The sequence below is a fragment of the Lentzea rhizosphaerae genome (genome assembly GCF_042649515.1).
Taxonomy (GTDB): domain Bacteria; phylum Actinomycetota; class Actinomycetes; order Mycobacteriales; family Pseudonocardiaceae; genus Lentzea; species Lentzea aerocolonigenes.
The window spans coordinates 205,120-227,802 of the sequence record NZ_JBHRZI010000003.1; the positions used below are offsets into that span (position 1 = coordinate 205,120).

Genomic DNA, 22,683 nt, shown 5'->3' on the forward strand with positions numbered 1-22,683 from the left:
ATCGGCACGTGGCGATCGTCGTGCGGCAGGAAGCCAGGGCGGAGTTCGGGTCGGCGGACACGGTTCTCGTCGAGATCCGTTCGGACTCTCCTGCCGCACGAACGGCGGTGGAGCAGTTCGCCGGCGACCTCACGGGGCTGGGCGCGAAGTTCGTGTCACCCCCGTTCGCCGTCCCCGGCGGCCACCTGCTGATGATCGACCCCGGCGCCGCCGACCTGCGGCAGGCGCCGGACGTGATCACCGAACGCCTGCGCGAGGCAGGCGTGGAGGACGCGGTGCTCGCCGTGCCCACGCGCATCGGCGAGCGCTACGAGACGATCCAGGCGCTGGCTCCGGCGGCACGGGCGTGGCTGCGCGCACCGCTGGCCAGACCGTTCGGCGACGCACCGCGGACACCGCCGGTCTGGCTCGCGGGCCTGGTCCACGAGTGGACGGGCCCCGATGCGCTGGCAGTGGTGGTGTCGGCGGAGATGCCCGCGACGGAGGAAGCGGTGGCCGCGGCGGTGACGTCCGGAGCGCCCACGGCGGTGGTGGCGAGCGACTTCGCGACGTGGGTGCGGGCAGGCGCGGTGACCGGCGGCTTCGGCCACCTCACCCCCGGCGCGACCCTCACGGCGTCCGGGGACGTGGCGGCCGACCTGCGCGCGCAACGCGACGTGGTGCTCGCCCACGCCGACAGGCTGGCGTGGGCGGGCGTGTCCGCGGTGCCGGACGCGCGTGACCTGCTGTCGGCCGAGCTGCCGGCGGAGGTCGGGAACCTGGCCGACCTCGTCGTGCCGGACGTCATGTGGTGCCAGGTGCTGTCCGCCGGTCACGTCGAACGGCTGGGAGGTCCTCCCTCGGGTGCGCGGCGGCTGGACGGTGACCGGTGGGAGCTGGTCGTCGGGGAGCCGGAGCAGTGGGTGCCCGGCCACCCCGATCTGCAGCGGGTCAGGGCGCAGGCGCGAGACCTGCTCGGCGCCTGTCTGGTGGACGCCGACGAGGCGTTCTCGCTCGCGCGGCAGCGGATGGTCGAGGCCAGGGAGCGCGACGACGAGGGGTTCTTCCCGCAGGGGCGGCGCCCTCGGAGGTGACGGTCAGGCCTGGCAACGGCGTCCGGGTTCCGGCACCGCCAGATCCACGAGGTAGCGGTCGACGACCTCGTCGACGCACTCCGAACGCAGGTAGGCCGTGTGTCCCTCTCCCTCCCAGGTGAGCAGGACACCGTTGCCGAGGGCGGCGGTGAGGTCGACGGCGCCCTGGTACGGCGTCGCCGGGTCGTGCAGTCCGCCGATCACCAGCACCGGTGACGCGGTGGCGGCGGTCGGACGTGCCAGCGGGTGGCGCGGCACGTCCCAGAACCGGCAGCCGAACAGCCCTCGCGCCTGATACCCGCCGAACAACGGGAAGTCCTCACTCCACCGCGTCGCGGTGCTCATGATCTGCTCGTCCGTCAGCACTGCGGTGCCGTCGTTGCACCCGATCACGAACGACGCGTCGGCGGCGTTGGGGAACGTGCCGTCGTGCCGGCCGCTTCCCGCGTCCGCCAGGTCGAAGAACCCGGTGCCGTCTCCTCGACGAGCCAGGCGCAGAGCGTCTTCGAGTGGCTGCCACCGGGCGTTGTCGTAGAGCGCGGACATGACGCCGAACAACACCGTTCCGCCCTTCGTGCGGCGGTGGTCGGCAGGATTCTCGTGGGTGAGAGGCGTGGTTCCGGCCTGGGCGACCACCTCGGTGAGCAGGGCCCGCAGGTCACCGAGCTCCGCGCACGCCGACCGCGTCCCGGATCAGATCCACGTCGCGCGCGGTGGCCTCGGTGTTGAAGAACTGCGCGGAGTCGCCCAGTTTCTCCTTGCAGGAGACGGCGGTCCGGCGGCTGTCGCTCTCGGACTCCGCGCGGCCGGCAGGGGTGCGCATGTCGCCGTTGAAGTCGATCAGGCGGTCCAGGTCGGTGTCGCTGGTGCAGCGGACGGGCGCGGACTCGCCGACGCCGCGCGGGTCGAAGCCGATGACGTCGAACCTCTTCAGCAGGCTCTCCGAGGCCCTGGCCGCGAACGACGCGGCGAACTCGATTCCGGCGACACCGGGTCCGCCGGGGTTGAGGACCAGCGACCCGATCCGGCCGGTCTGTTCGCGGTGGCGGACGCGGACGAGCTTGAGCGAGATGATCTTCCCGGTGGCGCCGTGGTCGAGCGGCACGGCCAACGTGCCGCAGCCGACGTCCAGGTGCTCCGCGAGCGCGGGCCGCCGGTCGCAGTCGGTCCACGTGATCGCGGGAGGGGCGTGCGCACAGCCGCTCACCGGGAACGCCAGCAGGAGCCCCGCGACGATGGTCCGGAACATGCGCTGAGAGTGTCACCATTGGACGATGGGCGCAGCGGGTGAGGAGGCCGGCGTGAACGCGGAGAACACGGCACCGAGGATCGCGGCGGGCCTCGCGGTCCTGTCCGGACTCGGGTTCGGCCTGCCCGCGGTGTACGGCGCCGTGCACCTCGCGCGGACCGGCGAAGTCTGGCAGTTCATGGGATTCCCGACGTACGGGCACGGTCCGTTCGAGAAGATCGGCGTCCCCACGACCGTGCCGCTGCTCGCCGGGTTCGCGGCCGTCTGCGGCGCCGAGGTGATCGCCGGCGGCCTGCTGTGGCGCCGCCGCCGGGCCGGAACGAAGCTGTCGCTCGCGTTGCTCCCGTTCGAGGTGGCGTACTGGCTCGGGTTCGCGCTTCCGGCAGGGCCCGTCCTCGGCGTCGGGCGCACGCTCGCCGTCCTCGCGGCGCGGAAGTCGTCCCGCGGCGAATGAACCGGAGAACCGCGATCCTGTCCGGCGTCGCCGTCGTGTCGCTGGCCGCCGCCGGGCTGTTGAGGTTCCGCGACGAACGGCTGCCCGGCCCGATCAACGAGCAGTCGCTGCCGTCGGTGCCCGCGCCCGACCTGACGGCCGAGCCGGTCGAGGTCGTGTACTGCGCGGGCTGGGACGCCGCCACGCGTGCCCCGGTCCTGCCGATGTCCGAAGCGGTTGCGCGTGCTCAGGACGCCGCGGGTGGTCAGTATGCCGCGGTCCTGCTCGTCGGCGGGGTGGCGCGGGCGGTCGTCGAGGTGTGCTGGACGGCCCACCACGCCGAGGTGTGGCACGTCGACTCGGCCGGTCGCCGCTACCGCGGTGTCGCCTACCGCCGGTGGCCGGACGGGCGGGTGCGGCTGTTCGAGGTCCGCGGCTGGCGCTACGAGGGGAAGGACACGCCGGAGTTCGCCGGCGAGAGGCCGACGGTGCGGGCCCGCGTCCACCGTGCCGCGACGGCGGAGATCGAGAACGTCGCGGTGTCGGCGGAGCTGCCCGGCGGGAGCACGTTCCAGACCTCGCGCAAGGACTGGCCCGAACCGGTGCGGCCGCCGGACGACGTCGCGGTTCCCCAGGTCGGCGGCTGGCCCGACCTGGCGGGACTGACCGGCCCGGTCACCACCCGTCCCGGTCCCGACGAGGTCCCCGCCACGTTCCCCTGGCGCCCACCGCAACCGTTGCGCCCACGCCACATCGAGAAGAACGTCACGGACGGCGCGCGCTTCCGCACGCGGGAAGGTCGTGTCCTGACCGTGAAACGGACTCCCGCGGGCACGATCCGGTTGCCCAGCGGCAAGCTGCTCGTCGGCGACCCCCACTGGTTCGACGCCGAGTCCAAGCCGCTGGCCGAGGCACCTCCACCCGGTGAGTACGCCGTGGAGGTGTTCGGGCTGACGGAGAACGGGGCCGAGCTGACGACGGCCGCGTGCCGGGTGACCGTGACGGACGCACCGGTCACGTCGTGGCACCTCGCGTTGCGCGACGGCGACCACGAACTGGACCTCGGCGACGGCGAGTACTTCGGCAACCCGGTCGACACCGCCACGCTCGCACTGGTCGACCAGACCGGTGCGACGGCCTACGACGAGGCCGCCATCGCGGCCGCCTCCGCCGGTGAGGCCCGCCACCACAGGCTTTCCGACGGCAGAACCGACCTGATCGTCGTGCCGGGCTGGAGCGACGGCGCGTTCCCGGTCTGGCTCGGGCGCACCGCGGACGGAGCGATCGGCTGTTTCGTGCTCGACTTCCACGCGCCTGAGCTGGCCACCGCCGAACCCGCTTGAGCACGTCTCCGCATTGTCGGATCTGGACAGTTCGGCGATCTACCTTCGACGAATTGTCCACTGTTCCTCACGGTGGTGGCACTTCCAGACTGATCCACAGCCAGTCTGTCGCTCTCGTCGAGGGAAGGAGGGCCGATGTCGCAGGACCTGCAACCCTCATTGCGCAAGCGGCACCTCAGCATGATCGCGATCGCCGGGGTCATCGGCGCCGGGCTGTTCGTCGGCAGCGGTGCCGCGATCGGCAAGGCCGGACCCGGTGTGCTGCTCTCCTACGCCGCCGCGGGCCTGCTCGTCGTGCTGGTGATGCGGATGCTGGGGGAGATGTCGGCGGCGAACCCCGACACCGGCAGCTTCTCCGCCTACGCCGAGCGTGCGATCGGCCCGTGGGCGGGCTTCGCGATCGGGTGGCTGTACTGGTGGTTCTGGGTCGTCGTGGTCGGCATCGAAGCCACCGCGGGTGCCGCCATCGTGCATCGCTGGGTGCCGGGCGTGCCGCAGTGGACGTGGGCGCTCGTGCTGACGATCGTGCTGACGCTGACGAACCTGTACTCGGTCCGGTCTTTCGGCGAGTTCGAGTTCTGGTTCGCCGGCATCAAGGTCGCGGCGATCACCGTGTTCCTGGTGCTGGGCGTGCTGGCGATCGGCGGCCTGCTGCCGGGCTTCTCCTCGCCGGGGATGTCGAACCTCACCGGCCACGGCGGCTTCTTCCCGTCGGGCTCCGGTCCGGTCTTCGCCGCCATGCTCGTGGTCGTCTTCTCGTTCTTCGGCGCGGAGATCGCCACCGTCGCGGCGGGCGAGTCGGCCAACCCCGTGCAGGCCGTGCGCGCCGCGGTGAAGTCGGTGGTGTGGCGCATCCTCGTCTTCTACATCGGCTCGATCGCCGTGGTCGTCACGCTGCTGCCGTGGGACGACGCCAACGTCGCCAAGAGCCCGTACGTGGCGGTGCTCGACACCCTCGGCCTGCCCGCGGCCGCGGTGGTCATGGACGTCGTGGTGCTCACGTCGGTGCTGTCCTGCCTGAACTCGGGCCTGTTCACCGCGTCCCGGATGATCTTCTCGCTGTCCAGGCGCGGCGAGGCCCCCGCGACCCTCGGCCGGGTCAGCCGCCGGGGCGTGCCGACCGCCGCGGTCCTCGCGTCCACCGTCGTCGGGTTCGCCACGGTGGCGCTGAACTACCTCTCGCCGGACACGGTGTTCCTGTTCCTGGTGAACTCCTCGGGCGCGGTGGCGATCTTCGTGTGGCTGGCCATCGCCGTGTCCCAGCTGCGGATGCGGCGGCAGCTCGAACAGCAGACCCCCGAGCAGCTCACGTTGCGCATGTGGGGCTACCCGTACCTGACCTGGGTGACGATCGTCGGCATGGTGGCCCTGCTCGTGGGCATGCTGTTCGACGCGGACGCCCGTTCCCAGCTGCTGCTCAGCCTGCTGGTCGCGGCAGTGGTGGTGGCGGTGGGTGTCGTGCGCGGCCGCCGAAGCGCACCGCGACCCGTGACGGTGCCGGAAACGACGTGACTGCGGGCCGGGGCTCGCACCTCGCTCGCCGCGAGCCCCGGCCTGTTTCTCAACGCAACACCTGGCAGCCCGTCTCGTTGCCCTGCGTGTCGAAGCCGCACATGTGAGTCGCGCCGGCCTGGTCGGTGAAGAAGATCCCCGTCGTCTCGTCCCAGGACACCACGATCGTGGCGCCGCTGCCGTAGCGGCTGTCGCTCACGCGCACCCAGGGCGAGAACTCGGGGCTCGAACCGACCTGCCTGGTGCGGTACAGGTACCCGTCATCGGCACGGATCACGACGTCCGAGCCGTCCCGCCGTCCGTGATACACGGCGGCCGGAGGAAGGCTGGTTTTCGGGCTGTTCAGGGAAGTCCACTCGAGGCTGTAGAAGCTGCTGGTCACGACCTGACCGTCCGGCGTCGTGCCGAAGAACCGGGTGCCCAGCCGCGCGTCCGTCGCGCCCACCAGGTGGTTGCCCGTGAAGGTGCCGCCCCGGTTGAGGAACCTGCTGCCTCCCGGAGCGTCCGCGAAGTGCTGGTACACGACCGCGCCACCGCCCTGGCGAATCGTCAGCTGGGCACCGCGGTTCAACGAGAACGGGGCGCCGGACGTCGGACGGCCGCTCAGTTCGCTGCCACCGAGGTTCTCCCACGGCGAGAACGCGCCGTCGAAGGTGACCTGCCCGCGATACGACAGCTGTCCCCCGGACACCCCGTAGATCCCGACGGCGTCGTCCTTCGTGTAGGGGACCACGGTGATACCGGACGGCATGTTCCCGCCCAGGTCCTGGAACGCCTTCCAGGTGCCGTTGGCGGATGTCTTGCTGGTGAAGTAGACCTTGCCGTTGTTCTTGACCGCGGCGAGCGACACACGGCCGCCTGCGTGATCGACGACGGCCACCGGCAGCTGCGCGAACCCGGTCGACCCGGTCACCGCGGTGTCCCGGTAGGCACCCGTGCTGGACTTGGCCCGCTGGATCACCTTGCCGTTCTTGACGAAGAAGTGCTGGAACTCGTTGGTCCCCGTCTGGATGACCGCCGGCGGCTCCGGATTGACGGCGGCCGTGGCCGTGGTGGTGCCGGTGACCAGTCCGACGGCCACCGCCGCGGCGATGAGCGTTGATCTCACGTGATCCCTCTCTGGGTCGGGTGCCCGCGGAGCTTTCCGGTGGCCGCTTCTCTTCGGCTTCCACTCGGCTTCCACGACCGCCGGACCGGAGATCAGGCGTCGATGACGCGGGCGTCGAACGTCCAGCCCTGCTCCGCACGCCCCGTCGCGGTCCACCGCCCGCGACGGACATGCACGTGCTGGCCGAGCGAATCATCGGACTCCCAGCTTCGTGTCGATCTGCTCGGCAAGTCAGGAGCCGGCGCTGACAGGTGTACGATGCCTAGCAGCTCTATGCATAAGGCAGTTAGGGGGTCTCATGAAGGTCACCAAGGACCTCGTCGCCGCCTCGGCCACCCCGATGGTGCTGGGCATCCTGGCTGAGGAGGACAGCTACGGCTACGCGATCCTCAAACGGATCAACGAGCTGTCCGGGGGAGAACTCGACTGGACCGAGGGGCTGCTGTACCCGTTGCTGCACAGGCTCGAGCGGCTCGGGCACGTGGAGTCCTACTGGCAGTCGGTCGCGGGGGAGCGGCGCCGCAAGTACTACCGCGTCACCCCCGGCGGCCTGGCCGAGCTCGCCGAGCAGCGCCGTCAGTGGGACACCGTGGTCGACACGCTCAAGGGCCTCTGGCGCGACTCCAACCAGTTCGCCGTGATCCCGACGGAGGCCCGCGCATGACCGAAGACCTGGAAGCCCAGTTCGCCGAGTGGCGGCACTACGTCCGGAGCCGTCCGGAACTGCGGCAGTCCGACGCCGAAGAGCTCGAGGACCACCTCCGCGGCTCCGTCGACGAACTGGTGGCCGCGGGCCTGCACACCGACGAGGCGTTCCTGGTCGCGGTCAAACGCATGGGCAGCCTGGACGACCTCTCCCGCGAGTTCGCCAGGGAACACTCGGAACGGCTGTGGAAACAACTGGTGCTGGCCGGCGAACCAGGCAGCCCGGCCACCGCTTCCCAGTCGCGCCGCGACCTGCTGGTCATGATCCTCTGCGCGCTGGGCGCGGCCGTGTCGATCAAGGTGCCGGAGCTGTTCGGTCAGCGGTTCGAATCGGACGGTGCGTTCTACGCGCCCAACATCGCCCTGTTCGCCCTGCCCTGGCTGGCGGGTTTCCTGGCGTGGCGCAGGCGGGCCTCGACCACGGTGATCGGCGCGCTGGTGGCGTTGTTCGCGGTCGGCGCCGTGGGAGCCAACGTCTACCCGCTGGGCGACGAGTCCCAGTCACTCGTGCTCACCACGATCCACCTGGTCATCGCACTGTGGTTCGTCGTCGGCGTGGCCTACGTCTCCGACGACCTGCGCTCGTCCCGCCGCCGCATGGACTTCGTGCGGTTCACCGGCGAGTGGTTCGTCTACTACGTCCTCATCGCCCTCGGCGGCGGCGTGCTGACCGGCCTCACGTTCGGCACCTTCGAAGCCATCGGAATCTCCCCGCAGAACTTCGTGGCGCAGTGGCTGCTGCCGTGCGGCGCGATGGCGGCGGTGGTCGTGGCCGGCTGGCTGGTCGAGGCCAAACAGAGCGTCGTCGAGAACATCGCCCCGGTCCTGACAAGGCTGTTCACGCCGCTGTTCACCGTGGCGCTGCTGGCGTTCCTCATCGCGTTCGGCTTCTCCGGCAGCGGCATCGACGTCGAGCGGGAGGCCCTGATCCTGTTCGACGTCCTGCTGGCCGTGGTGCTGGCGCTGCTGCTCTACTCGATCTCGGCCCGCGACCCCCTGGCCCCGGCGGGCCTGTTCGACAAGCTGCAACTCGCACTCGTGATCAGCGCGCTGGCCATCGACGTGCTGGTGCTGCTGGAGATCACCGGCCGCATCACCGAGTTCGGCACGACCCCGAACAAGGCGGCGGCACTGGGCGAGAACGTCCTGCTGCTGGCCAACCTGGCCTGGTCGGCGTGGCTACTGCTCAGCCTCGCGCGCGGCCGCACCCCGTTCGCGGCGCTCGAACGCTGGCAGACCGCGTATCTGCCGGTGGTCGCCGGGTGGGCGTGGACCGTGGTGCTGGTGTTCCCGCCGTTGTTCGGTTACCTCTGATCAGGTTCCGAAGCGCGACAAAGCGGAGGGGCCGTCGGTGAGACGTCCCTTCCGCGTGTTCAACCGGCAACGTCCTGCTGCGTGGCTGGAACACGATCGACATACTCCAGTGTGGACGGTGAGATTCGTTGAAGCCGTTGGACACACGGATTGCGGCGGTTGATCCGAGGATCGTGGGATTCCGCACGTCGACGCTTGCCGCTGTGTGCCGCCGAGCACGTCCGCAGTGGTCATCGCTGCAATGCAACGGTGCGGATCGTCAGTTGATCGCAAGGCGGCTGGAACGTTTGCGATCGGCGCCATCGGGTTGGGTACGAGTGCTGCTGCCTCGGCGGTGCCCACCACGCCGGGCACCGCGCCTCCTACCGGGATCACCGCCGAGGTGGTGACGATCAATGGATCCGCGCGCCCAGGCATGGCCACGAACGGCTTCTGCGGCCGGCTGCGCACCGCACGAGCTGGAAGGTGTGTCCAATGATCAACACCCTTGTCGCCGTTGCCGTGGCGATGTCCACGGTCGCCCTCCCAGCGGCGGACAGCCCACCGCCCGGTGCGGTCACCGTCGAGGTGGTCACCGTCAACGGGTCCGGCTGTCGCCCCGGCACAGCCGCGGTAGCCCCGTCACCGGACAACGCAACCCTTCACGTGCTCTACAGCGACTACCTCGCGGCGGTCGGTGCCGGTACCAGGCCGACGGACTACCGGAAGAACTGCCAACTCAACCTCCGGGTGAACGTGCCGCAGGACTTCACCTTCGCCATCGGCCAGATCGACTACCGAGGCTTCGCCCACCTCGAACGCGGCGCTACCGGCACACAACGAGGGACCTACTACTTCGCCGGCATGCCGCAGGTGACGAACAAGAGTCACACCTGGCAAGGCCCGCTGGACGACAACTGGCAGGCCACGGACACCATCGACACACCCTTCTACCGGCCGTGCGGCGTTCCGGGGAATCTCAACATCAACACCGAGCTGCGGGTCAGCGCCGGCACGTCGGATCCGAAGACGACGAGCTACCTGGCGATGGACTCGACCGACGCCTACATCGCCACGGTCTACCACCTCGTGTGGAAGCGCTGCCCCTGACCGGAAGGTGACCAGGCTCGGCGAGCCGGAAGCACTGCAGAGACTCCACGAGAAGTGGAACACGGAAATCGTCCGCCCTGTCGCCAGGCAACATTTCAGGCAGCACCTCGCCGACTCACTCAACCAGGAATCATGGCCGGACGACTGCTGTGCTCGGCTGCGCAGCTGACGGGCAGAGGGGTTTCACATGGGCGAGTTCGTGGCGGCTTCGGCATTCGAGACCGAGGACGTGGTTGCTGTGCTGACCGCGGTCAGCAGCTTCCTCACGGCGCACTCCTGGCCAGCGGTACCCGTTGAGGACGCGGAGTCTGCGGCCGCCGACGAAGTCCAGATCTTCCCGCCGACGAACGGCTGGACGGTGGTCCTCTGGCCGCACTACTTCACCGAGGTGGCCGCCGCAGAACACATGAGTCGCGAGCTCGGCGTGCTGACCAGCACGGCACGTATCTACGACGGCGACTACTGGACCCATTCGCTGCTGCGAAACGGCGTGACGCTGGACCGGTTCGCCTCGATGCCGGACTACTTCACCGACGATGTGGATGAAGTCGTCCGCCTTGTTGCCAAGTACGCAGGTCGGTCTGAGGTGATCGCCGATGCCACTGGCTGCCCGGTCGAACAGCTCGCCCCCTACCTCGTGCGGATCGGGGAGGACGAGGACAGCGATGATGAGGTCGAGCCGGCCAGGGCGAAGGCCTTCCCCGACGACGAGTTCGAGTTGGACTCGCCCTGGGTGTTCGTCGACTTCTGGCGCCGGTTCGGCCCGTACTACCCGGAGGACCTGTCGCAGTACGCGGCGCGGCTCCGTCTGGCACCTGGATGGCTGGACAAGCTGCCGAGCGGAGATCCGGAACTCTGAACCGACGGCCGCACGAGGCAGGACCGGCTCAGATAGCTGCCTTCCCGGCGAGGGGTTGGACGTACGTCACGTACTGGCCGTACTTGACGTACGTCAACCAGCGTTGCATACTCGATGTCAAGGTCAACGGCAGCTGCGCAGTCGAGGAGCACCTGTCGCAGTTGGTCGATCTGGGGAGGGCATCATGAGCGCTGCCGTGCACTTTGAGAGCTACAGCGAAGGCCGGGCCAATCTGAAGACGTTGCTTGACGCGGCGGAGCAAGGGCGCGTCGCGACGCTGCGGCGGGACCGCCACACGGCGGTGGTTGTCGACAGTGATCGCATGCGGCATTTCCTGAGTTCGGTGGTTCCCTCGCATGCTTCTGTCGTGCCGGAGAACGGCGGCTGGTCCGTGTTCATTCCCGGGTTGCCTGTGTCGGCCGATGGCAACAGCTTCGACGAGGCAATCACCGAGATGATCGATGCTCTTCGGGAGTACGCCGAGGATTGGCAAGCACGCCTGCGCGATGCACCCAACCACCGCGAGAACTGGGGCATTGTCGCATTGATCGCGCTGAGTACGGACGAGCAGCTTCAAGCTTGGCTGGTGGGCTGATCGCCGGTGACCTGGCCTGAGCCCACTCGAAGCGACCACAACAAGTTCTGCGAGGTTGAAGGGTGGGAGTTGGTACGCGACGCTCGCGGGCGCGCCGTCTCCCATCACGTCACATACGAACTCAACCTGCCTGATGGTCGTATTCTGCGCACTCGCGTTTCACGGCCTGTCAACCGCGACGGATACGGGCCGAGCTTGTGGAAGTACATCCTGCGCGACCAGCTCGACGTCGACGAAGCTGAGTTCTGGTCTTGCGTGCGTGACGGGGTAGTCCCGTCTCGTGGCGGTATTGAACCGCCGCCGGAGGCGATTCCTGCCCAACTTGTCCACCTGCTCATCAGCCAGGTCGGGATCCCTGAAGTCGAGGTCATGCGGATGACCAAGGAGCAGGCGATCGAACGCGCAAACAGGTACTGGACCGAAGGTGAGTGACACCAGTCCCGCAGCTGAGTAGGACGACGGTGCCGCTCGACGTGGCAACCTCCAGGGCGGGATTCGTCCGCTATCCGCGGTAGACGTTGTCGCGGTGCCAAGCGAAGTACGGCTGCGAGCTGGTTCGGTGTGCTCCGCAGGGACGTCCGTGCAGCTGGTTCAGGTGATCGCGCAGCCGGCCGCGGAGCCCGTCCTCGAACCAGGAGAGAACGCGACCGGTGTCGTCCACGGTGATGTGGCCGGATTCGAACAGGCTGTCGCAGCCGAACTTGCAGGCGAGCATCGCCACGTTGGTCAGGTCGTTGCGCTCGTCGTCGGTGCACAGCGACCGCTTCTTGATGTGGGCGGCGACGAGGAAGTCCCCTGGGTAGTCGTGCCCGCACAGGTCACAGGGTGCGGCGGTGCGACCGCCGAGCAACAACCTGCGCAATTCCCTCTGCTCCTTGCGGGTCGTGACCTGCGCGCTGCCGTCGAGCACAGTGAACTTCCGGATGCGCACTGGGAACTTCGGGTCGTGCAAGGTGACGATGGCTGGCCGGAGAGAGACGACTGTGCCGGGAATGGTCGCCAATACAGCTCCGACGAACGAGGAACGGTGCCCGAGCTCGTCGACGGTCACGAGTACAGACCCCTGCGCGTGCAGCTTCTCCAGACCGGCCTCGACATCGGCGATGTCGACCCACTGCCCCAGAGGCGATCGGTCGGTGGTCACCAGTACCTGCTTCTGCTTGACCTCGACGATCGTGTTCACGCTGCCGGTCACCGTCTCGATGGGATCTCCGATGAGCGAGCGCAGCAGAGCCGACGCGTCCGGTGCCTTGCCGCGGTTCGCCGCTTTCGCCAGGTCCGCAGCCAGACGGTCGGCGTCGTCGGCGGCGTATCCGGGTACTCGCAGCCTGAGCCGAATCTGCTTGGTGGCGTTACCGTCCGGGTTCCTGCCGATCTTTCCCTGTGCGCGTCCCAGCTTCTTGCGCAGCGCCTCCATGTCTCGCACCGTCGCCAGCACGACCGGCACTTCGACGATCGTGCGTTGCGTCTCGGGCAGATCCTGGACCTTGGTGGAGTCGACGACTCCGCTCTGTAGCGCTGCACCGCGCTCGCGAAGTCGGCGGAGCAGTAGCTCCAGGGCGAGGTTGTACTGGTGGTTGCGGGGGTGAGGACTTCCGTTGACCCTTGCCGCCCGAACTCTTCATGACCAACGCGAGATGGTCGCCGTCCGGTTCGATCTCGAACTCCGCGTTGAGCTCGGCGCCGGTGTCGTCTGTTGCGCGCATGGCCCATCATCGGCGCCTGCTGCAACCGAGTTACCGCGGGCACGCCTCACTGGTCGGACACCGTGAGACTCGGGGCCGAGTTGTCGTACGACGAAGCAACGAGGTTGTCTGCGGCGCCAAACAGGGCGGATGCTCGATGTGAGCATCCGCCCTGTCATTAGCGAACGTGTCCGAGAGGGGACTTGCTCTCTATCTCTGCGCCTCGATCTGTAGGGCGCGGCTGATCGGCGGAGATAGCCATCGTTCCCGCCGCGCCTCACGGCTCCAGTCAGAGGGACAAATGCTGAGCGACGCTATGAGCCAGCCGCATTCTTCTCGACGGCTGAGCGTTTCTTTACTGAGCCGCTCCTGGTCGAGTTCTTGATTTCCACGACGTTGTCAGAATCGCGACGTTCGATCGCGCTCTTCGCGCTTTCTGGCAGCGAATCGAACAGTGAGTCTACCTGGCGTGGGCGAGAAAGAACGTGGTGCACAACCAAGTTCAACAGCGCGAAGAGGGCCGGTACGGTTTCGGAGTCATCGTCGAGCAAGATTTCGCCTGGGTGTACTGCGTTGTTTCCAACAATGCGAAGCACATCCATGGCTTTCCTGGCTGTCGGTTCCAATCCTCTCGCGACCAGCCGCCGAATTTTCTCATTGATCGACTTACTGCCTGGCTCCAGGGTGTCGATGAGCGTCTGCAGGGCTAGACGGAGCAGCGCGGCGGCACTGCGAGGGGAGACCGACAGTACGGCTTGGGCCTCCTCGTAGATGGCGCGCACAGGCTCGGGCATGTCAGCGTTTGGCTTCGGTCCAAGCTTTGCGCTCTCTGGCCAGATCAGACGCTTGTCGTGTGTCCACAGTGCTGCATGATGGCAATGGCAGCACTCGCTCCAGGACCACTTCCAGAACAAAGCCTTGTTTGTGGCGCCCCAGCTGTTTACTTCCGCCCAGCTCTGTACCGCGTACACGCCGCAGTATGGGCAGTCAAAAGCGCTCGCGCCGTGTTTCGGGGAACGGTCTGTTTCCGTCTCTGCTGTCACCAGAGCCTCACTGTTCGATACATGCGATACGCATCCGACGATACATGGCGTGTCATCCAGTTTTCACTGTGCACACGGTCCCTTGGGGAACAGGTGACCATACACCATCCCTGATTCGGTGTTGCGGAACGGTACGGTGTCGCCTCATCGTGTCGCGACCCGTCCTGTCCATGCGGGCTCGTCTTGCCCAGCGAACGGAGAGGTCTACCCGCTACGTGGGCGAGTTAGGTGTGGCTATTGCGACTCGGCGGGTGGAAAGCACACCACGCGCACGGGGGATGCACTACCTGCGCGCCACTGAACAATGGTGCCGGGCTCGCCCGCGCTAGACGGGTACCCGCTTAACGTCTACTTGCCGCAAGCTGCGGCGATGGACTGGTTCGACACGTGGACGAACTGTTCGACCAGCGAACCTCGAAACCACGGTTTCCGCTCTCGTGGCGTCCCAGAAGGAAGCGGGCAGCGTCACGAGGCGGAAGGAAAACTACGTCGATTCCAGGACACGATCGAGCGGCCGCTCAAGCGGAGCTGAGTGGAACTTCAAGGCGCACCGGCCGGACTGCCCGCCGAGGGGTGCGCGATGATCGACTCGCTCGGCCACGTGAAGAGTGTGATCCATCGAGGTAATCGGACGAACCGCAACGTCTGTACGAAGCGCTGGATGTGAAGATCACCTACAACGCCAAACAGGGCGAACGCTCAAAGTGAGCATCCGCCCTGCAGGGATTACACCAGTGTCCGAGAGGGGACTTGAACCCCTACGCCCTTTCGGGCACTAGCACCTCAAGCTAGCGCGTCTGCCATTCCGCCACCCAGACTGATGGGATCATCATACAGACCCGTCCGGGCCCCCTGAACGCGGGGCTACGATCGCCGCGTGAAGGTCATCGTCGAGGCCGACGGCGGGTCGCGGGGCAATCCCGGGCCGGCCGGGTACGGCGCGGTCGTCCGGGACAAGCTCAGCGGTGAGACGCTGGCCGAGCGCAAGGGGTTCGTCGGGGTGGCGACGAACAACGTCGCCGAGTACCAGGGGTTGATCGCCGGGCTGCGGGCTGCGCAGGAGCTCCAGGCCGAGACCGTCGACGTGCGGATGGACTCCAAGCTCGTCGTCGAGCAGATGAGCGGGCGCTGGAAGATCAAGCACCCCTCGATGCAACCGCTCGCTCGTGAGGCTCAGGCCCTTGCGCGGACGTTCAGGGCCGTCACCTACGAGTGGATTCCCCGCGAACGCAACCGGCAGGCCGACCGGCTCGCCAACGAGGCGATGGACCAGGAGACCAAGGGTCAAGCGGAGGGGGACAAGCAGCCGCACTGGAGTGGGGCTGTCGGTGAGCCCACGCGGCTGATCCTGTTGCGGCACGGGCAGACCAAGCTCTCCATCGAGCGGCGCTACTCGGGGCGTGGTGACCACGTGCTCACCGAGCTCGGGCTGGAGCAGGCCGCCAAGGCCGCCCAGCGTCTCTCCAAAGTAGACGACATCGCCGCGATCATCTCGTCGCCGCTGCAGCGGGCCGTGCAGACCGCACAGAAGCTCGGGGACGCGACGGGGCTCGAGGTGGTCACGCACCAGGGGCTCATCGAGACCGACTTCGGCACGTGGGAGGGGCTGACGTTCGCCGAGGCGGCGCAGCAGGACCCCGAGGTGCACCGGCGGTGGCTCGGCGACACGAGCGTCCGGCCGCCGGACGGGGAGAGCTTCGACGAGGTCAACGCGCGGGTGCGGAAGGCGCGCACCGAGATCATCGCCCGGTACGGCGGCAAGACACTGGTGCTGGTCAGTCACGTCACGCCGATCAAGACGCTGCTCCGGCAGGCGCTCGACGTCGGGCCGCAGTTCCTCTTCCGGATGCACCTCGACCTGACCGGCGTGTCGATCGCCGAGTTCTACCCGGACGGGCACGCCTCGGTGAAGCTCGTCAACGACACCTCACACCTCAGCTGACCTTGCGCAGCCGCGGCGTCAGCGCCGTCGTGAACCGGTCGGCCGCCGCCTCCAGCGCCGCGGCCGCGCCGGGTGAGTCCACGTTCTGGTCGAGCACGAACTCCCCGCGCACCACCTGGTCGGCGCCCTTGGCCGCGAGCAGCGGGTGCAGCGCGTAGTCCATCGCGACGAGGAAGCCCTGGTTGCCGCCCGTCGCCAGCGGCAGCACCGCGCGCCCGCGCAGCGCCTTCTTCGGCAGCAGGTCCAGCAACGCCTTGACCAGGCCGCTGTAGGCCGCGCGGTACACGGGCGAGGCGACCACGACGCCGTCCGCGGAGAGCACACCGCTCACGGCGTCGGCGATCTCGGGGTCGCGCAGGTCCTCGGTGAGCAGCGACAACGTCGGCAACGACCGCACGTGGAGCACCGACACGCGGTGCCCGGCCGCGCGGAGGTGCTCCTCCACGAACGACACGACGACGCCGGTCGGCGCGGCGGGGGACGGCGCGCCGGAGATGATCAGCAGATCGGACATGACAAGGGCTCCCTGAGGTTGCGGACGGGGCAAGCGCTCAGCGGAGGCAACACAGGCTGGCTGCCACGCGGCCGTGGTCGACGTGGCGACGTCGTGTCATGGGACTGAGTGAACCAACGTCCGGACCACTGGACAACCAGTTCCAGCCGCTGGGATATCCTGGTGGGCGCGGATGAGTCGGCAGGGCGGCCGCGGCAGGAGACTGTCGAGGAAAGTCCGGACTCCACAGGGCAGGGTGGTTGTTAACGGCAACCAGGGGCGACCCTCGGGACAGTGCCACAGAAAGCAGACCGCCTCGCTTGTCGAGGTAAGGGTGAAACGGTGGTGTAAGAGACCACCAGCGCCCCAGGTGACTGGGGCGGCTAGGTAAACCCCACCCGGAGCAAGGCCAAGAGGGCACGCGAGTGCCTGCGCGAGCGTTCGAGGGCGGCCCGTCCGATGCTCGCGGGTAGGCCGCTAGAGCCTGTCGGCAACGGCAGGCCCAGATGGATGGCCGCCAAGTGGGACGCGAGTCCCATGAACAGGATCCGGCTTACATGCCGGCTCATCCGCCCCGGCACTCCTGAAAGGACGGTGCCGGGCCTGCCCGCCCGGCACCGTCCTCGTGGGATCAGAACGACGCGACGTTGAGCAGAGGCTCGTGCGTGCCGTCCGGATCGGTCGAGGAGTTCCAGTTGCTGGTGCCCGCGGCCTGCAGAGCCGACTTCACGGCCGACGGAGACGCGCTCGGGTGGGTCGCCTTGTACAGCGCCGCCGCACCCGCGACGTGCGGGCTGGCCATCGACGTGCCCGAGATCGTGTTGTAGCCGCCGCCCTTCCAGGTCGACAGGATGCAGACGCCCGGAGCGATGACGTCCACGTCAGCGCCGTAGTTCGAGAAGTCGGCGAACGTGTCGTCCACGTCGGCACGGCACGTCGAAGCCGCTCCGCCACCCGGCTGGCCGTTGAAGTCGGCCAGCGCGCTGACCGTGATGACTTCCGCGTAGGTGGCCGGAACGAAGGTCGACGAGTTCGCCGCGCTGTTGCCGGCGGCCACGACGTAGGTCACGCCGGCGGACACCGAGCGGCAGATCGCCTCGTGCATCGCGTCCTTGTTGGACCCGCAGGCGCTGTCGCTGCCGGAGCCGCCGAGGCTCATGTTCGCGACCTCGATCTCGTTCGCGTGCGCGGTCACGTAGTCGATGCCGCAGATGATCGCGGAGAACGAGCCGCTGCCCTGGTTGTTGAGCACGCGGACCGGCCAGATCCTGGCGCCGGGGGCGACTCCCACGACCCCGTTCCCGTTGTCGAGCGCGCCGATGGTGCCCGCGACGTGGGTGCCGTGGCCGTTGCCGTCGTCGGCGCTGCGGCCGGTGGAGCAGTTCTTGGCGCCTGCCGTGTTGACGTTGAGGTCGGGGTGGTCGAGGTCGACGCCCGTGTCGATCACGGCGACGTCCACGTTCACGCGTTCGTCGGTGCCGTTGATCTTGGCGGTCGGGCTCTGCTCGGCGTCGATGCGGTCGATGCCGGTGGGCAGGGTCTGCGCGGCGATCGAGGCCACGCCGTCGGGCTGCACCAGGGCGACCCGCGGGTCACGCGCGAGGCGTGCCGCGGTCGTGGCGGTCATGCGTCCCGAGTAACCGCGCACGGCGGACTCGTAGACGTTGTCGACGGTGACGCCGAGAAGGCCGGTCACGCTCGACACGCTCACGCCGTCCTTCAGCAGGACGATGTATCCGCTGGTCTGGGTGTCGGCACTGGCGGGAGCGGCGGGAACGGCGGCAGCGAGCAGGACGGCTGCGAACAGGGCCTGGACGGTGGGTCGTCGCATGTCTCTCCTCGAGGGGCAGGAGCAGGGATCACGATGTTCTCACCCGAACGGGCAGAAGCGTTAGTACTTTCGGGTGTAAATCGGTGGGCGCATCCGCCTGTATTGATGAACGGGTGCTGACTCACCTGGAGTGCGCTCGCTGCGGTCTGCGCCACGACGCCGACACCGTCCAGAACCTCTGCCACGAGTGCGCGTCACCGCTGCTGGCCCGCTACGACCTCACCAGAGTCGGCCGTCCCACCAGCGAGAACAGCCTCTGGCGCTACCGCGACGTGCTGCCGGTCCGCGCTCCCGACCCCGCCTTCAGCCTCGGCGAGGGCATGACCCCGATCGTCGGGTTGCCCGCGCTGAGCAGGGCTCTCGACGCGAAGATCCTGATGAAGGACGAGTCGCTCATCCCGACCGGCTCGTTCAAGGCCCGCGGCGCGGCTGTCGGGGTCGCCAGGGCGAAGGAGCTCGGCGTCGAGGGCATCAAGATGCCGACCAACGGCAACGCGGGCGCCGCCTGGGCCCTGTACGCGGCCCGCGCGGGCCTGCGCAGCGTCATCGCCATGCCGGAGGACGCTCCGCTCATCACCCGCGAGGAGGTCGAGGCGAGCGGCGCCGAGCTGCGGATCGTGCCGGGCACGATCGCCGACGCCGCCAAGGCCGTCGCCGACGTCGACCTCTTCGACGCCTCCACGTTGCGCGAGCCGTACCGCATCGAGGGCAAGAAGACGATGGGCTACGAGATCGTCGAGCAGCTCGGCTGGCGCGTGCCCGACGTGATCGTCTACCCGACCGGCGGCGGGGTCGGCCTGATCGGGATTCACAAGGCGCTGCACGAGATGCGCGAGCTCGGCTGGATCACCGGTCCGATGCCGCGGCTCGTCGCCCGTCCAGTCCACGGGCTGCGCCCCGATCGTCAGGGCGTTCGAAGAGGGCGAGGCGGAGTCGGTGTTCTGGCAGGACGCCTACACCGACGCGTTCGGCATCAACGTGCCGAAACCGTTGGGGGACTTCATCATCCTGCGGGCGATCAGGGAAACCGGCGGCACCGCGATCGCCGTCGACGACGAGCAGATCGAAGCCGACCGCGCCGAATGTGCCCGCCTCGAAGGCGTTTTCCTGTGCCCGGAAGGCGCCGCCACGATCAGCGCGGTCCGTGCCCTGCGCTCGAACGGCTGGCTCGCGGCGGACGACGAGGTGGTCGTGCCCCGCCGCCCACCGCATCCGCCCGATCGCGGTCGCGAGCAACAACTCCGCCCGGCCGCTCGTCTCGTCCGAACGAATCCGCAGCACCGCCAGCACCGGGAACAACGCCGCCGTCCCGCCCAGGCTGATCAGCACCATCCACAGCAGCGAGTCCCCGATCTCGCCGGACCCGTACCGCCGCAGGAACTCCTGCATCAGGGGCCCGTCGACCGTGCCGTGCATCCCGGCGGCCACACCACCCATCGCGGCTCCGGCCACCGCGAACGCCACCGTCCACCCGATCACCTGCGTCCGATGCACCCGCCACGGCAGGCTGACGTCCCCACCGGCAGGCCCGGGCCGCGCGGCCAGGAGACCGGCCCCGAAGTCGCGGCGCAGGTTCAGCCAGAACGCGAGCGCGCTCAACGCCGCGGCGGCCACGACCGGCACCACGAACACCCGGGCCTGTGCGAACGCGAGGTGGCTCCACCCGTTGGGCGAGAACCAGCGCAGCCACAGCACCCCGCTGCCGTCCGCCGCGAACCGCACCCCGTACGTCACGCCCAGCACGCCGCACGCGATCAGCCTCGCCGTCGACGACCGTTCGGTGAGCTGTGCGGCCACTCCGGCCACGCCCGCGAACACCAGGCCCGGCGCGGCCACCGCGGCCCCGAACCGCAACCCGCCGATCGCGGCTACGAGGGCGCCGGTCAGCAGGGAAGCGCCCACGGCCAGGGCGAGCGCGGAAGCGAGGGGAGTGAGGCGGGAGATGGGCGTGGAGCGCAGGAGTTCGTGGCGGCCGGACTCCTCCTCGGCCCTGGTGTGCCGGATGACCGTGAGGATCGCCATCAGGGAGGTCAGGGTGAACGCGACGTCGGCGATCTTCCACCTGATCAGGCCTGGGAGCGTCGGGTCGGTGAGCTGGCCGGTGAACGCGGTGAGCGCGGCGTTGCCCGCGACGTCGTGAGCGAAGGCGAGAGCGGATTCCGGGGTGGGGAACATCCGGGTGTACTGGCCGGTGACGCTGAGGACCACGCCTGCGATCAGCACGATCCAGGAGGTCAGGACGATCCGGTCGCGGCGCAGCAGGAACCGTAACATGGTTCAGAAGTTACACAGGTTTCACAAAGTTGTGAAGTCTGATCTGTAACGAAGACCGCCAGTCAATCGAGCTAGTCGGCAGTGGTGAGGGAACGGCCTGGAGGGCAGATGGAACCTTCTGGCGACGAGACCGTCGATGGCCGAGCTGGCGAGAACTCGATCATGGTTGATCCGAAGTTCGCTGCGGAGATCGCCCTGGCGGAGTACAAGGCTCTGCGCGACGAGATCCTCAAGAAGATGGACCACAGGACGTCGCTGATGGTCTGCTCGGTGACAGTCAGCTCCGCTGTGCTCGGTTTCGGGGTCGAGAGGCGGAACGGACCGCTCCTGCTCGTCTCGCCGTTGATCTCCGTGCTGCTGGGCATCGTCATCCTGTTTCACGGAGCTCAGATCGGACAGGCTTCTGAGTACCTGCGCAGAACGTTCGACGTCCCGCTGTCCGGAGGGGCCCGAGGCGTGGAGGGGTGGCACATTGCAACGGCCGACCCCAGGAACCGGCTTCGTCAGCGAATGCTGCCGTACTACTTTCCGTTGATTCTGATTGCGATCGCCCCAGTGTTCGTGGCCGTTCCTCTGGCGCTCGCGAACCCGGACTGGGTCGTGTGGGTGATCCTCGCCGTCGACGGCGGGCTGCTCGCGATCTACCTGGCCCTGCTCGTCAAGTACCGCCACAGGAGGTAGGCCCTCAACGCTTGGCCGGCCGCCCCGAAGGCATCCGAAGAACGGGCCGAAACGGCTCCCCCGCGTTGTAGAGCTCCTCCAACTCCGTCACGTAAGCCAACACGGCGGGATTCACGATGTCCGCCAGCGACCGCACCCCCGCCTGAGGCTCATACGACGCCAGATACGTCGCCGCCGCACGAGCCCGCTCCAGCACCGACCTGTCGAAGTTGATCGTCCGCTGGACCCGGCGCCGGGATTGCGGGCCCTCCCCGGTAGGCTGATCCACGCCTGGAGCACTAGGGGAGGCTGTGATTCCGTCCACACTTCCGTCCGGCACGAGGTCAGGTTCGAGCATCGGCGAATCTCCTCGGAGTCGTCGCTCCGGAGCGCGCCCGCGGAGGGGTCGCGAACCGGCCGATCAGGGCGTTCACATGAGTGGACACGTGCGCATGTTTGAGACGCACGCACTGTGTGTGACCAGGGCGTTCGCAGTCGGGTGAACCTTGCCAGCGACGGAGAGAATCTTGAGCCGGGTGTTCCCCACTGACCTCTCCTCAGTGATGATGTGTCGGCCAGATTAGACGTAATTCCTCCCAGGGGGAACGGCCAGATGATCTACAGCCCGCTCCAACAGCTTCACACGTCGTGACGAACTCGTGTTCTACTCGTAGCGCAAGCCCGAGCGCACTCTGGAGTACCTAATGACCGCCATGGACCTGGTGACACTCGCTCAGCAGCAGCCGACGGTGCCGGGCACAGGCAATGTCCGCGGCTGGATCCTGGACAACATCGTTCCGCTGCTCCTGCTCACCGTCGCGCTCCTCCTCCTCTGGCTGGGTGGTGGCAAAGGTGACAACGCGGGTGTCATGCGCCGCCTCGGTGGCGTGATCGTCGCCCTGGCCATCATCGGCCTCGCGGTCACCACCGACGCGGGGTCGAACATCGGCAAGTGGCTCGCCGGCCTGTTCGTCGGAGGCTGACACGTGCGGGTCCGCACTGACGACGAGGTCTACCGGGTCGACGCCGTCTGGCTCGGCCCGCCCAAAGCGACTTTTCCCTGGCGCGCGCGGTACGTCGCGTGGGGCGTCGGGATCGTCGTTTTCCTCGTCGTACTCACGATCGAGCGGCAGATGGGCGTCGGGTTCGGGTTCTTCTCGACCGCGTGGGCCCTCGTCGCCACGATCCTCCTCACGCGCTTCATCACGGCGCGGATCAGTCATGAGCGGCCTCTCACGGCCGTCATGTCGATGTGGGTCCGCGAGCTCACCGCACCTCGAGAACGCACGGCAAGCTCCGGAGGAGCGGCCAGCGCCGCCCGGATCCGGGTCAGCGCCCAGCGGCCTCGTCCCAAGTTGAGCAAGAAACAACAACGACGGGCGAGACAGCAGGCCCAGACCCGCCGGACGTCAGCCAGCCGTAAGAAGGAGGTTCGCGGTGTTCGGACGCCGGCGAGACCGTGACCGTCGCTCCGC

At 68.1% G+C, this 22,683-nt stretch carries 23 protein-coding genes, 1 tRNA gene, 1 other RNA gene and 1 pseudogene; 17 read left to right on the forward strand and 9 right to left on the reverse strand.

The genetic code is table 11. The features are described from left to right. The first annotated feature begins 8 nt into the window (after positions 1-8). A complete protein-coding gene (locus ACFOWZ_RS01410; protein ID WP_382367368.1) occupies positions 9-1,073 on the forward strand; it encodes a hypothetical protein in 1,065 nt (354 codons plus the stop codon). A 3-nt stretch (positions 1,074-1,076) separates the two neighbouring features. Here ACFOWZ_RS01410 and ACFOWZ_RS01415 read toward each other — a convergent pair whose 3' ends face one another. Further along, positions 1,077-1,709: an alpha/beta hydrolase gene (locus ACFOWZ_RS01415; protein ID WP_382367370.1), complete on the reverse strand. Its 633-nt coding sequence runs from the start codon at positions 1,707-1,709 to the stop codon at positions 1,077-1,079. Between the two features lie 22 nt (positions 1,710-1,731). Next, positions 1,732-2,322 carry an alpha/beta fold hydrolase gene (locus ACFOWZ_RS01420; RefSeq protein ID WP_382367372.1) on the reverse strand — a complete coding sequence of 197 codons (591 nt, stop codon included), beginning with the start codon at positions 2,320-2,322 and terminating at the stop codon, positions 1,732-1,734. Positions 2,323-2,347: 25 nt separating this feature from the next. Between ACFOWZ_RS01420 and ACFOWZ_RS01425 the strand changes: the two genes are divergently transcribed. The 3 genes from ACFOWZ_RS01425 to ACFOWZ_RS01435 all read left to right on the forward strand — a co-directional run bounded on the left by ACFOWZ_RS01425 (position 2,348) and on the right by ACFOWZ_RS01435 (position 5,610). Beyond that, on the forward strand, positions 2,348-2,776 hold the full coding sequence (locus tag ACFOWZ_RS01425; protein WP_382367374.1) for a hypothetical protein: 429 nt from the start codon (positions 2,348-2,350) through the stop codon (positions 2,774-2,776). Continuing rightward, positions 2,773-4,098, forward strand: a complete 1,326-nt coding sequence (locus ACFOWZ_RS01430) for a DUF4241 domain-containing protein (protein WP_382367376.1) — start codon at positions 2,773-2,775, stop codon at positions 4,096-4,098. The genes ACFOWZ_RS01425 and ACFOWZ_RS01430 overlap by 4 nt, the downstream gene beginning before the upstream one ends. A 135-nt stretch (positions 4,099-4,233) precedes the next feature. Continuing rightward, positions 4,234-5,610, forward strand: a complete 1,377-nt coding sequence (locus tag ACFOWZ_RS01435; protein WP_382367378.1) for an amino acid permease — start codon at positions 4,234-4,236, stop codon at positions 5,608-5,610. A gap of 49 nt (positions 5,611-5,659) precedes the next feature. Here the strand turns inward: ACFOWZ_RS01435 and ACFOWZ_RS01440 are convergent, their stop codons facing one another. After that, the gene (locus ACFOWZ_RS01440; protein ID WP_382367380.1) at positions 5,660-6,718 is read right to left on the reverse strand and encodes a hypothetical protein; all 1,059 of its coding nucleotides are present in this window, start codon (positions 6,716-6,718) and stop codon (positions 5,660-5,662) included. Between the two features lie 298 nt (positions 6,719-7,016). Here ACFOWZ_RS01440 and ACFOWZ_RS01445 point away from each other — a divergent pair, with 298 nt between their 5' ends. From ACFOWZ_RS01445 to ACFOWZ_RS01470, 6 genes are all read left to right on the forward strand, one after another. Further along, positions 7,017-7,382, forward strand: a complete 366-nt coding sequence (locus ACFOWZ_RS01445) for a PadR family transcriptional regulator (protein ID WP_382367382.1) — start codon at positions 7,017-7,019, stop codon at positions 7,380-7,382. After that, a complete protein-coding gene (locus tag ACFOWZ_RS01450) occupies positions 7,379-8,737 on the forward strand; it encodes a permease prefix domain 1-containing protein (protein ID WP_382367384.1) in 1,359 nt (452 codons plus the stop codon). The genes ACFOWZ_RS01445 and ACFOWZ_RS01450 overlap by 4 nt, the downstream gene beginning before the upstream one ends. Positions 8,738-9,211: 474 nt before the next feature. Beyond that, a complete protein-coding gene (locus tag ACFOWZ_RS01455; protein WP_382367386.1) occupies positions 9,212-9,826 on the forward strand; it encodes a DUF4360 domain-containing protein in 615 nt (204 codons plus the stop codon). A gap of 187 nt (positions 9,827-10,013) precedes the next feature. Beyond that, positions 10,014-10,685 carry a hypothetical protein gene (locus ACFOWZ_RS01460; RefSeq protein WP_382367388.1) on the forward strand — a complete coding sequence of 224 codons (672 nt, stop codon included), beginning with the start codon at positions 10,014-10,016 and terminating at the stop codon, positions 10,683-10,685. Between the two features lie 184 nt (positions 10,686-10,869). After that, complete coding sequence (locus tag ACFOWZ_RS01465; RefSeq protein WP_382367390.1) at positions 10,870-11,280, forward strand: type II toxin-antitoxin system HicB family antitoxin; 411 nt, start codon at positions 10,870-10,872, stop codon at positions 11,278-11,280. Between the two features lie 6 nt (positions 11,281-11,286). After that, positions 11,287-11,712 carry a cytotoxic translational repressor of toxin-antitoxin stability system gene (locus ACFOWZ_RS01470; protein WP_382367392.1) on the forward strand — a complete coding sequence of 142 codons (426 nt, stop codon included), beginning with the start codon at positions 11,287-11,289 and terminating at the stop codon, positions 11,710-11,712. A gap of 70 nt (positions 11,713-11,782) precedes the next feature. Here ACFOWZ_RS01470 and ACFOWZ_RS01475 read toward each other — a convergent pair whose 3' ends face one another. The 3 genes from ACFOWZ_RS01475 to ACFOWZ_RS01485 all read right to left on the reverse strand — a co-directional run bounded on the left by ACFOWZ_RS01475 (position 11,783) and on the right by ACFOWZ_RS01485 (position 14,826). Then, complete coding sequence (locus ACFOWZ_RS01475) at positions 11,783-12,727, reverse strand: HNH endonuclease (RefSeq protein ID WP_382367394.1); 945 nt, start codon at positions 12,725-12,727, stop codon at positions 11,783-11,785. A 552-nt stretch (positions 12,728-13,279) separates the two neighbouring features. Then, positions 13,280-14,008, reverse strand: a complete 729-nt coding sequence (locus ACFOWZ_RS01480; RefSeq protein WP_382367396.1) for a DUF4145 domain-containing protein — start codon at positions 14,006-14,008, stop codon at positions 13,280-13,282. Between the two features lie 735 nt (positions 14,009-14,743). Next, positions 14,744-14,826: transfer RNA gene (locus ACFOWZ_RS01485), tRNA-Leu, on the reverse strand. A 59-nt stretch (positions 14,827-14,885) separates the two neighbouring features. On the opposite strand from ACFOWZ_RS01485, the gene ACFOWZ_RS01490 reads away from it, so the two are divergent. Further along, complete coding sequence (locus ACFOWZ_RS01490) at positions 14,886-15,950, forward strand: bifunctional RNase H/acid phosphatase (protein WP_382367398.1); 1,065 nt, start codon at positions 14,886-14,888, stop codon at positions 15,948-15,950. Here ACFOWZ_RS01490 and ACFOWZ_RS01495 read toward each other — a convergent pair. Continuing rightward, positions 15,943-16,464, reverse strand: coding sequence for an NAD(P)H-dependent oxidoreductase (locus ACFOWZ_RS01495; RefSeq protein WP_382367400.1), 522 nt, complete (start codon positions 16,462-16,464; stop codon positions 15,943-15,945). The two genes, ACFOWZ_RS01490 and ACFOWZ_RS01495, sit on opposite strands and share 8 nt — an antisense overlap. Positions 16,465-16,637: 173 nt before the next feature. On the opposite strand from ACFOWZ_RS01495, the gene rnpB reads away from it, so the two are divergent. Further along, positions 16,638-17,015, forward strand: an RNA gene (gene rnpB / locus ACFOWZ_RS01500) — RNase P RNA component class A. 59 nt (positions 17,016-17,074) lie between these two features. Here rnpB and ACFOWZ_RS01505 read toward each other — a convergent pair. Further along, entirely contained in the window at positions 17,075-18,274 is a 1,200-nt protein-coding gene (locus ACFOWZ_RS01505; RefSeq protein WP_382367402.1) for a S8 family peptidase, read from the reverse strand. A gap of 113 nt (positions 18,275-18,387) precedes the next feature. Between ACFOWZ_RS01505 and ACFOWZ_RS01510 the strand changes: the two are divergent. The 3 genes and pseudogenes from ACFOWZ_RS01510 to ACFOWZ_RS01520 form a co-directional block, all read left to right on the forward strand. Further along, a pseudogene (locus tag ACFOWZ_RS01510) lies at positions 18,388-19,095 on the forward strand (threonine synthase); the annotation flags it as partial. A 115-nt stretch (positions 19,096-19,210) separates the two neighbouring features. Next, positions 19,211-20,545, forward strand: a complete 1,335-nt coding sequence (locus ACFOWZ_RS01515; RefSeq protein ID WP_382367404.1) for a hypothetical protein — start codon at positions 19,211-19,213, stop codon at positions 20,543-20,545. A 165-nt stretch (positions 20,546-20,710) separates the two neighbouring features. After that, positions 20,711-21,229 carry a hypothetical protein gene (locus tag ACFOWZ_RS01520; RefSeq protein ID WP_382367406.1) on the forward strand — a complete coding sequence of 173 codons (519 nt, stop codon included), beginning with the start codon at positions 20,711-20,713 and terminating at the stop codon, positions 21,227-21,229. A 4-nt stretch (positions 21,230-21,233) separates the two neighbouring features. Here ACFOWZ_RS01520 and ACFOWZ_RS01525 read toward each other — a convergent pair whose 3' ends face one another. Next, positions 21,234-21,497: a hypothetical protein gene (locus ACFOWZ_RS01525; protein ID WP_233442566.1), complete on the reverse strand. Its 264-nt coding sequence runs from the start codon at positions 21,495-21,497 to the stop codon at positions 21,234-21,236. A gap of 415 nt (positions 21,498-21,912) precedes the next feature. Between ACFOWZ_RS01525 and ACFOWZ_RS01530 the strand changes: the two genes are divergently transcribed. Together ACFOWZ_RS01530 and ACFOWZ_RS01535 are read left to right on the forward strand one after the other, a co-directional pair. Next, on the forward strand, positions 21,913-22,191 hold the full coding sequence (locus ACFOWZ_RS01530; RefSeq protein ID WP_030472642.1) for a hypothetical protein: 279 nt from the start codon (positions 21,913-21,915) through the stop codon (positions 22,189-22,191). Positions 22,192-22,194: 3 nt separating this feature from the next. Beyond that, complete coding sequence (locus ACFOWZ_RS01535) at positions 22,195-22,671, forward strand: hypothetical protein (protein ID WP_030472641.1); 477 nt, start codon at positions 22,195-22,197, stop codon at positions 22,669-22,671. The last annotated feature ends 12 nt before the right edge of the window (positions 22,672-22,683 follow it).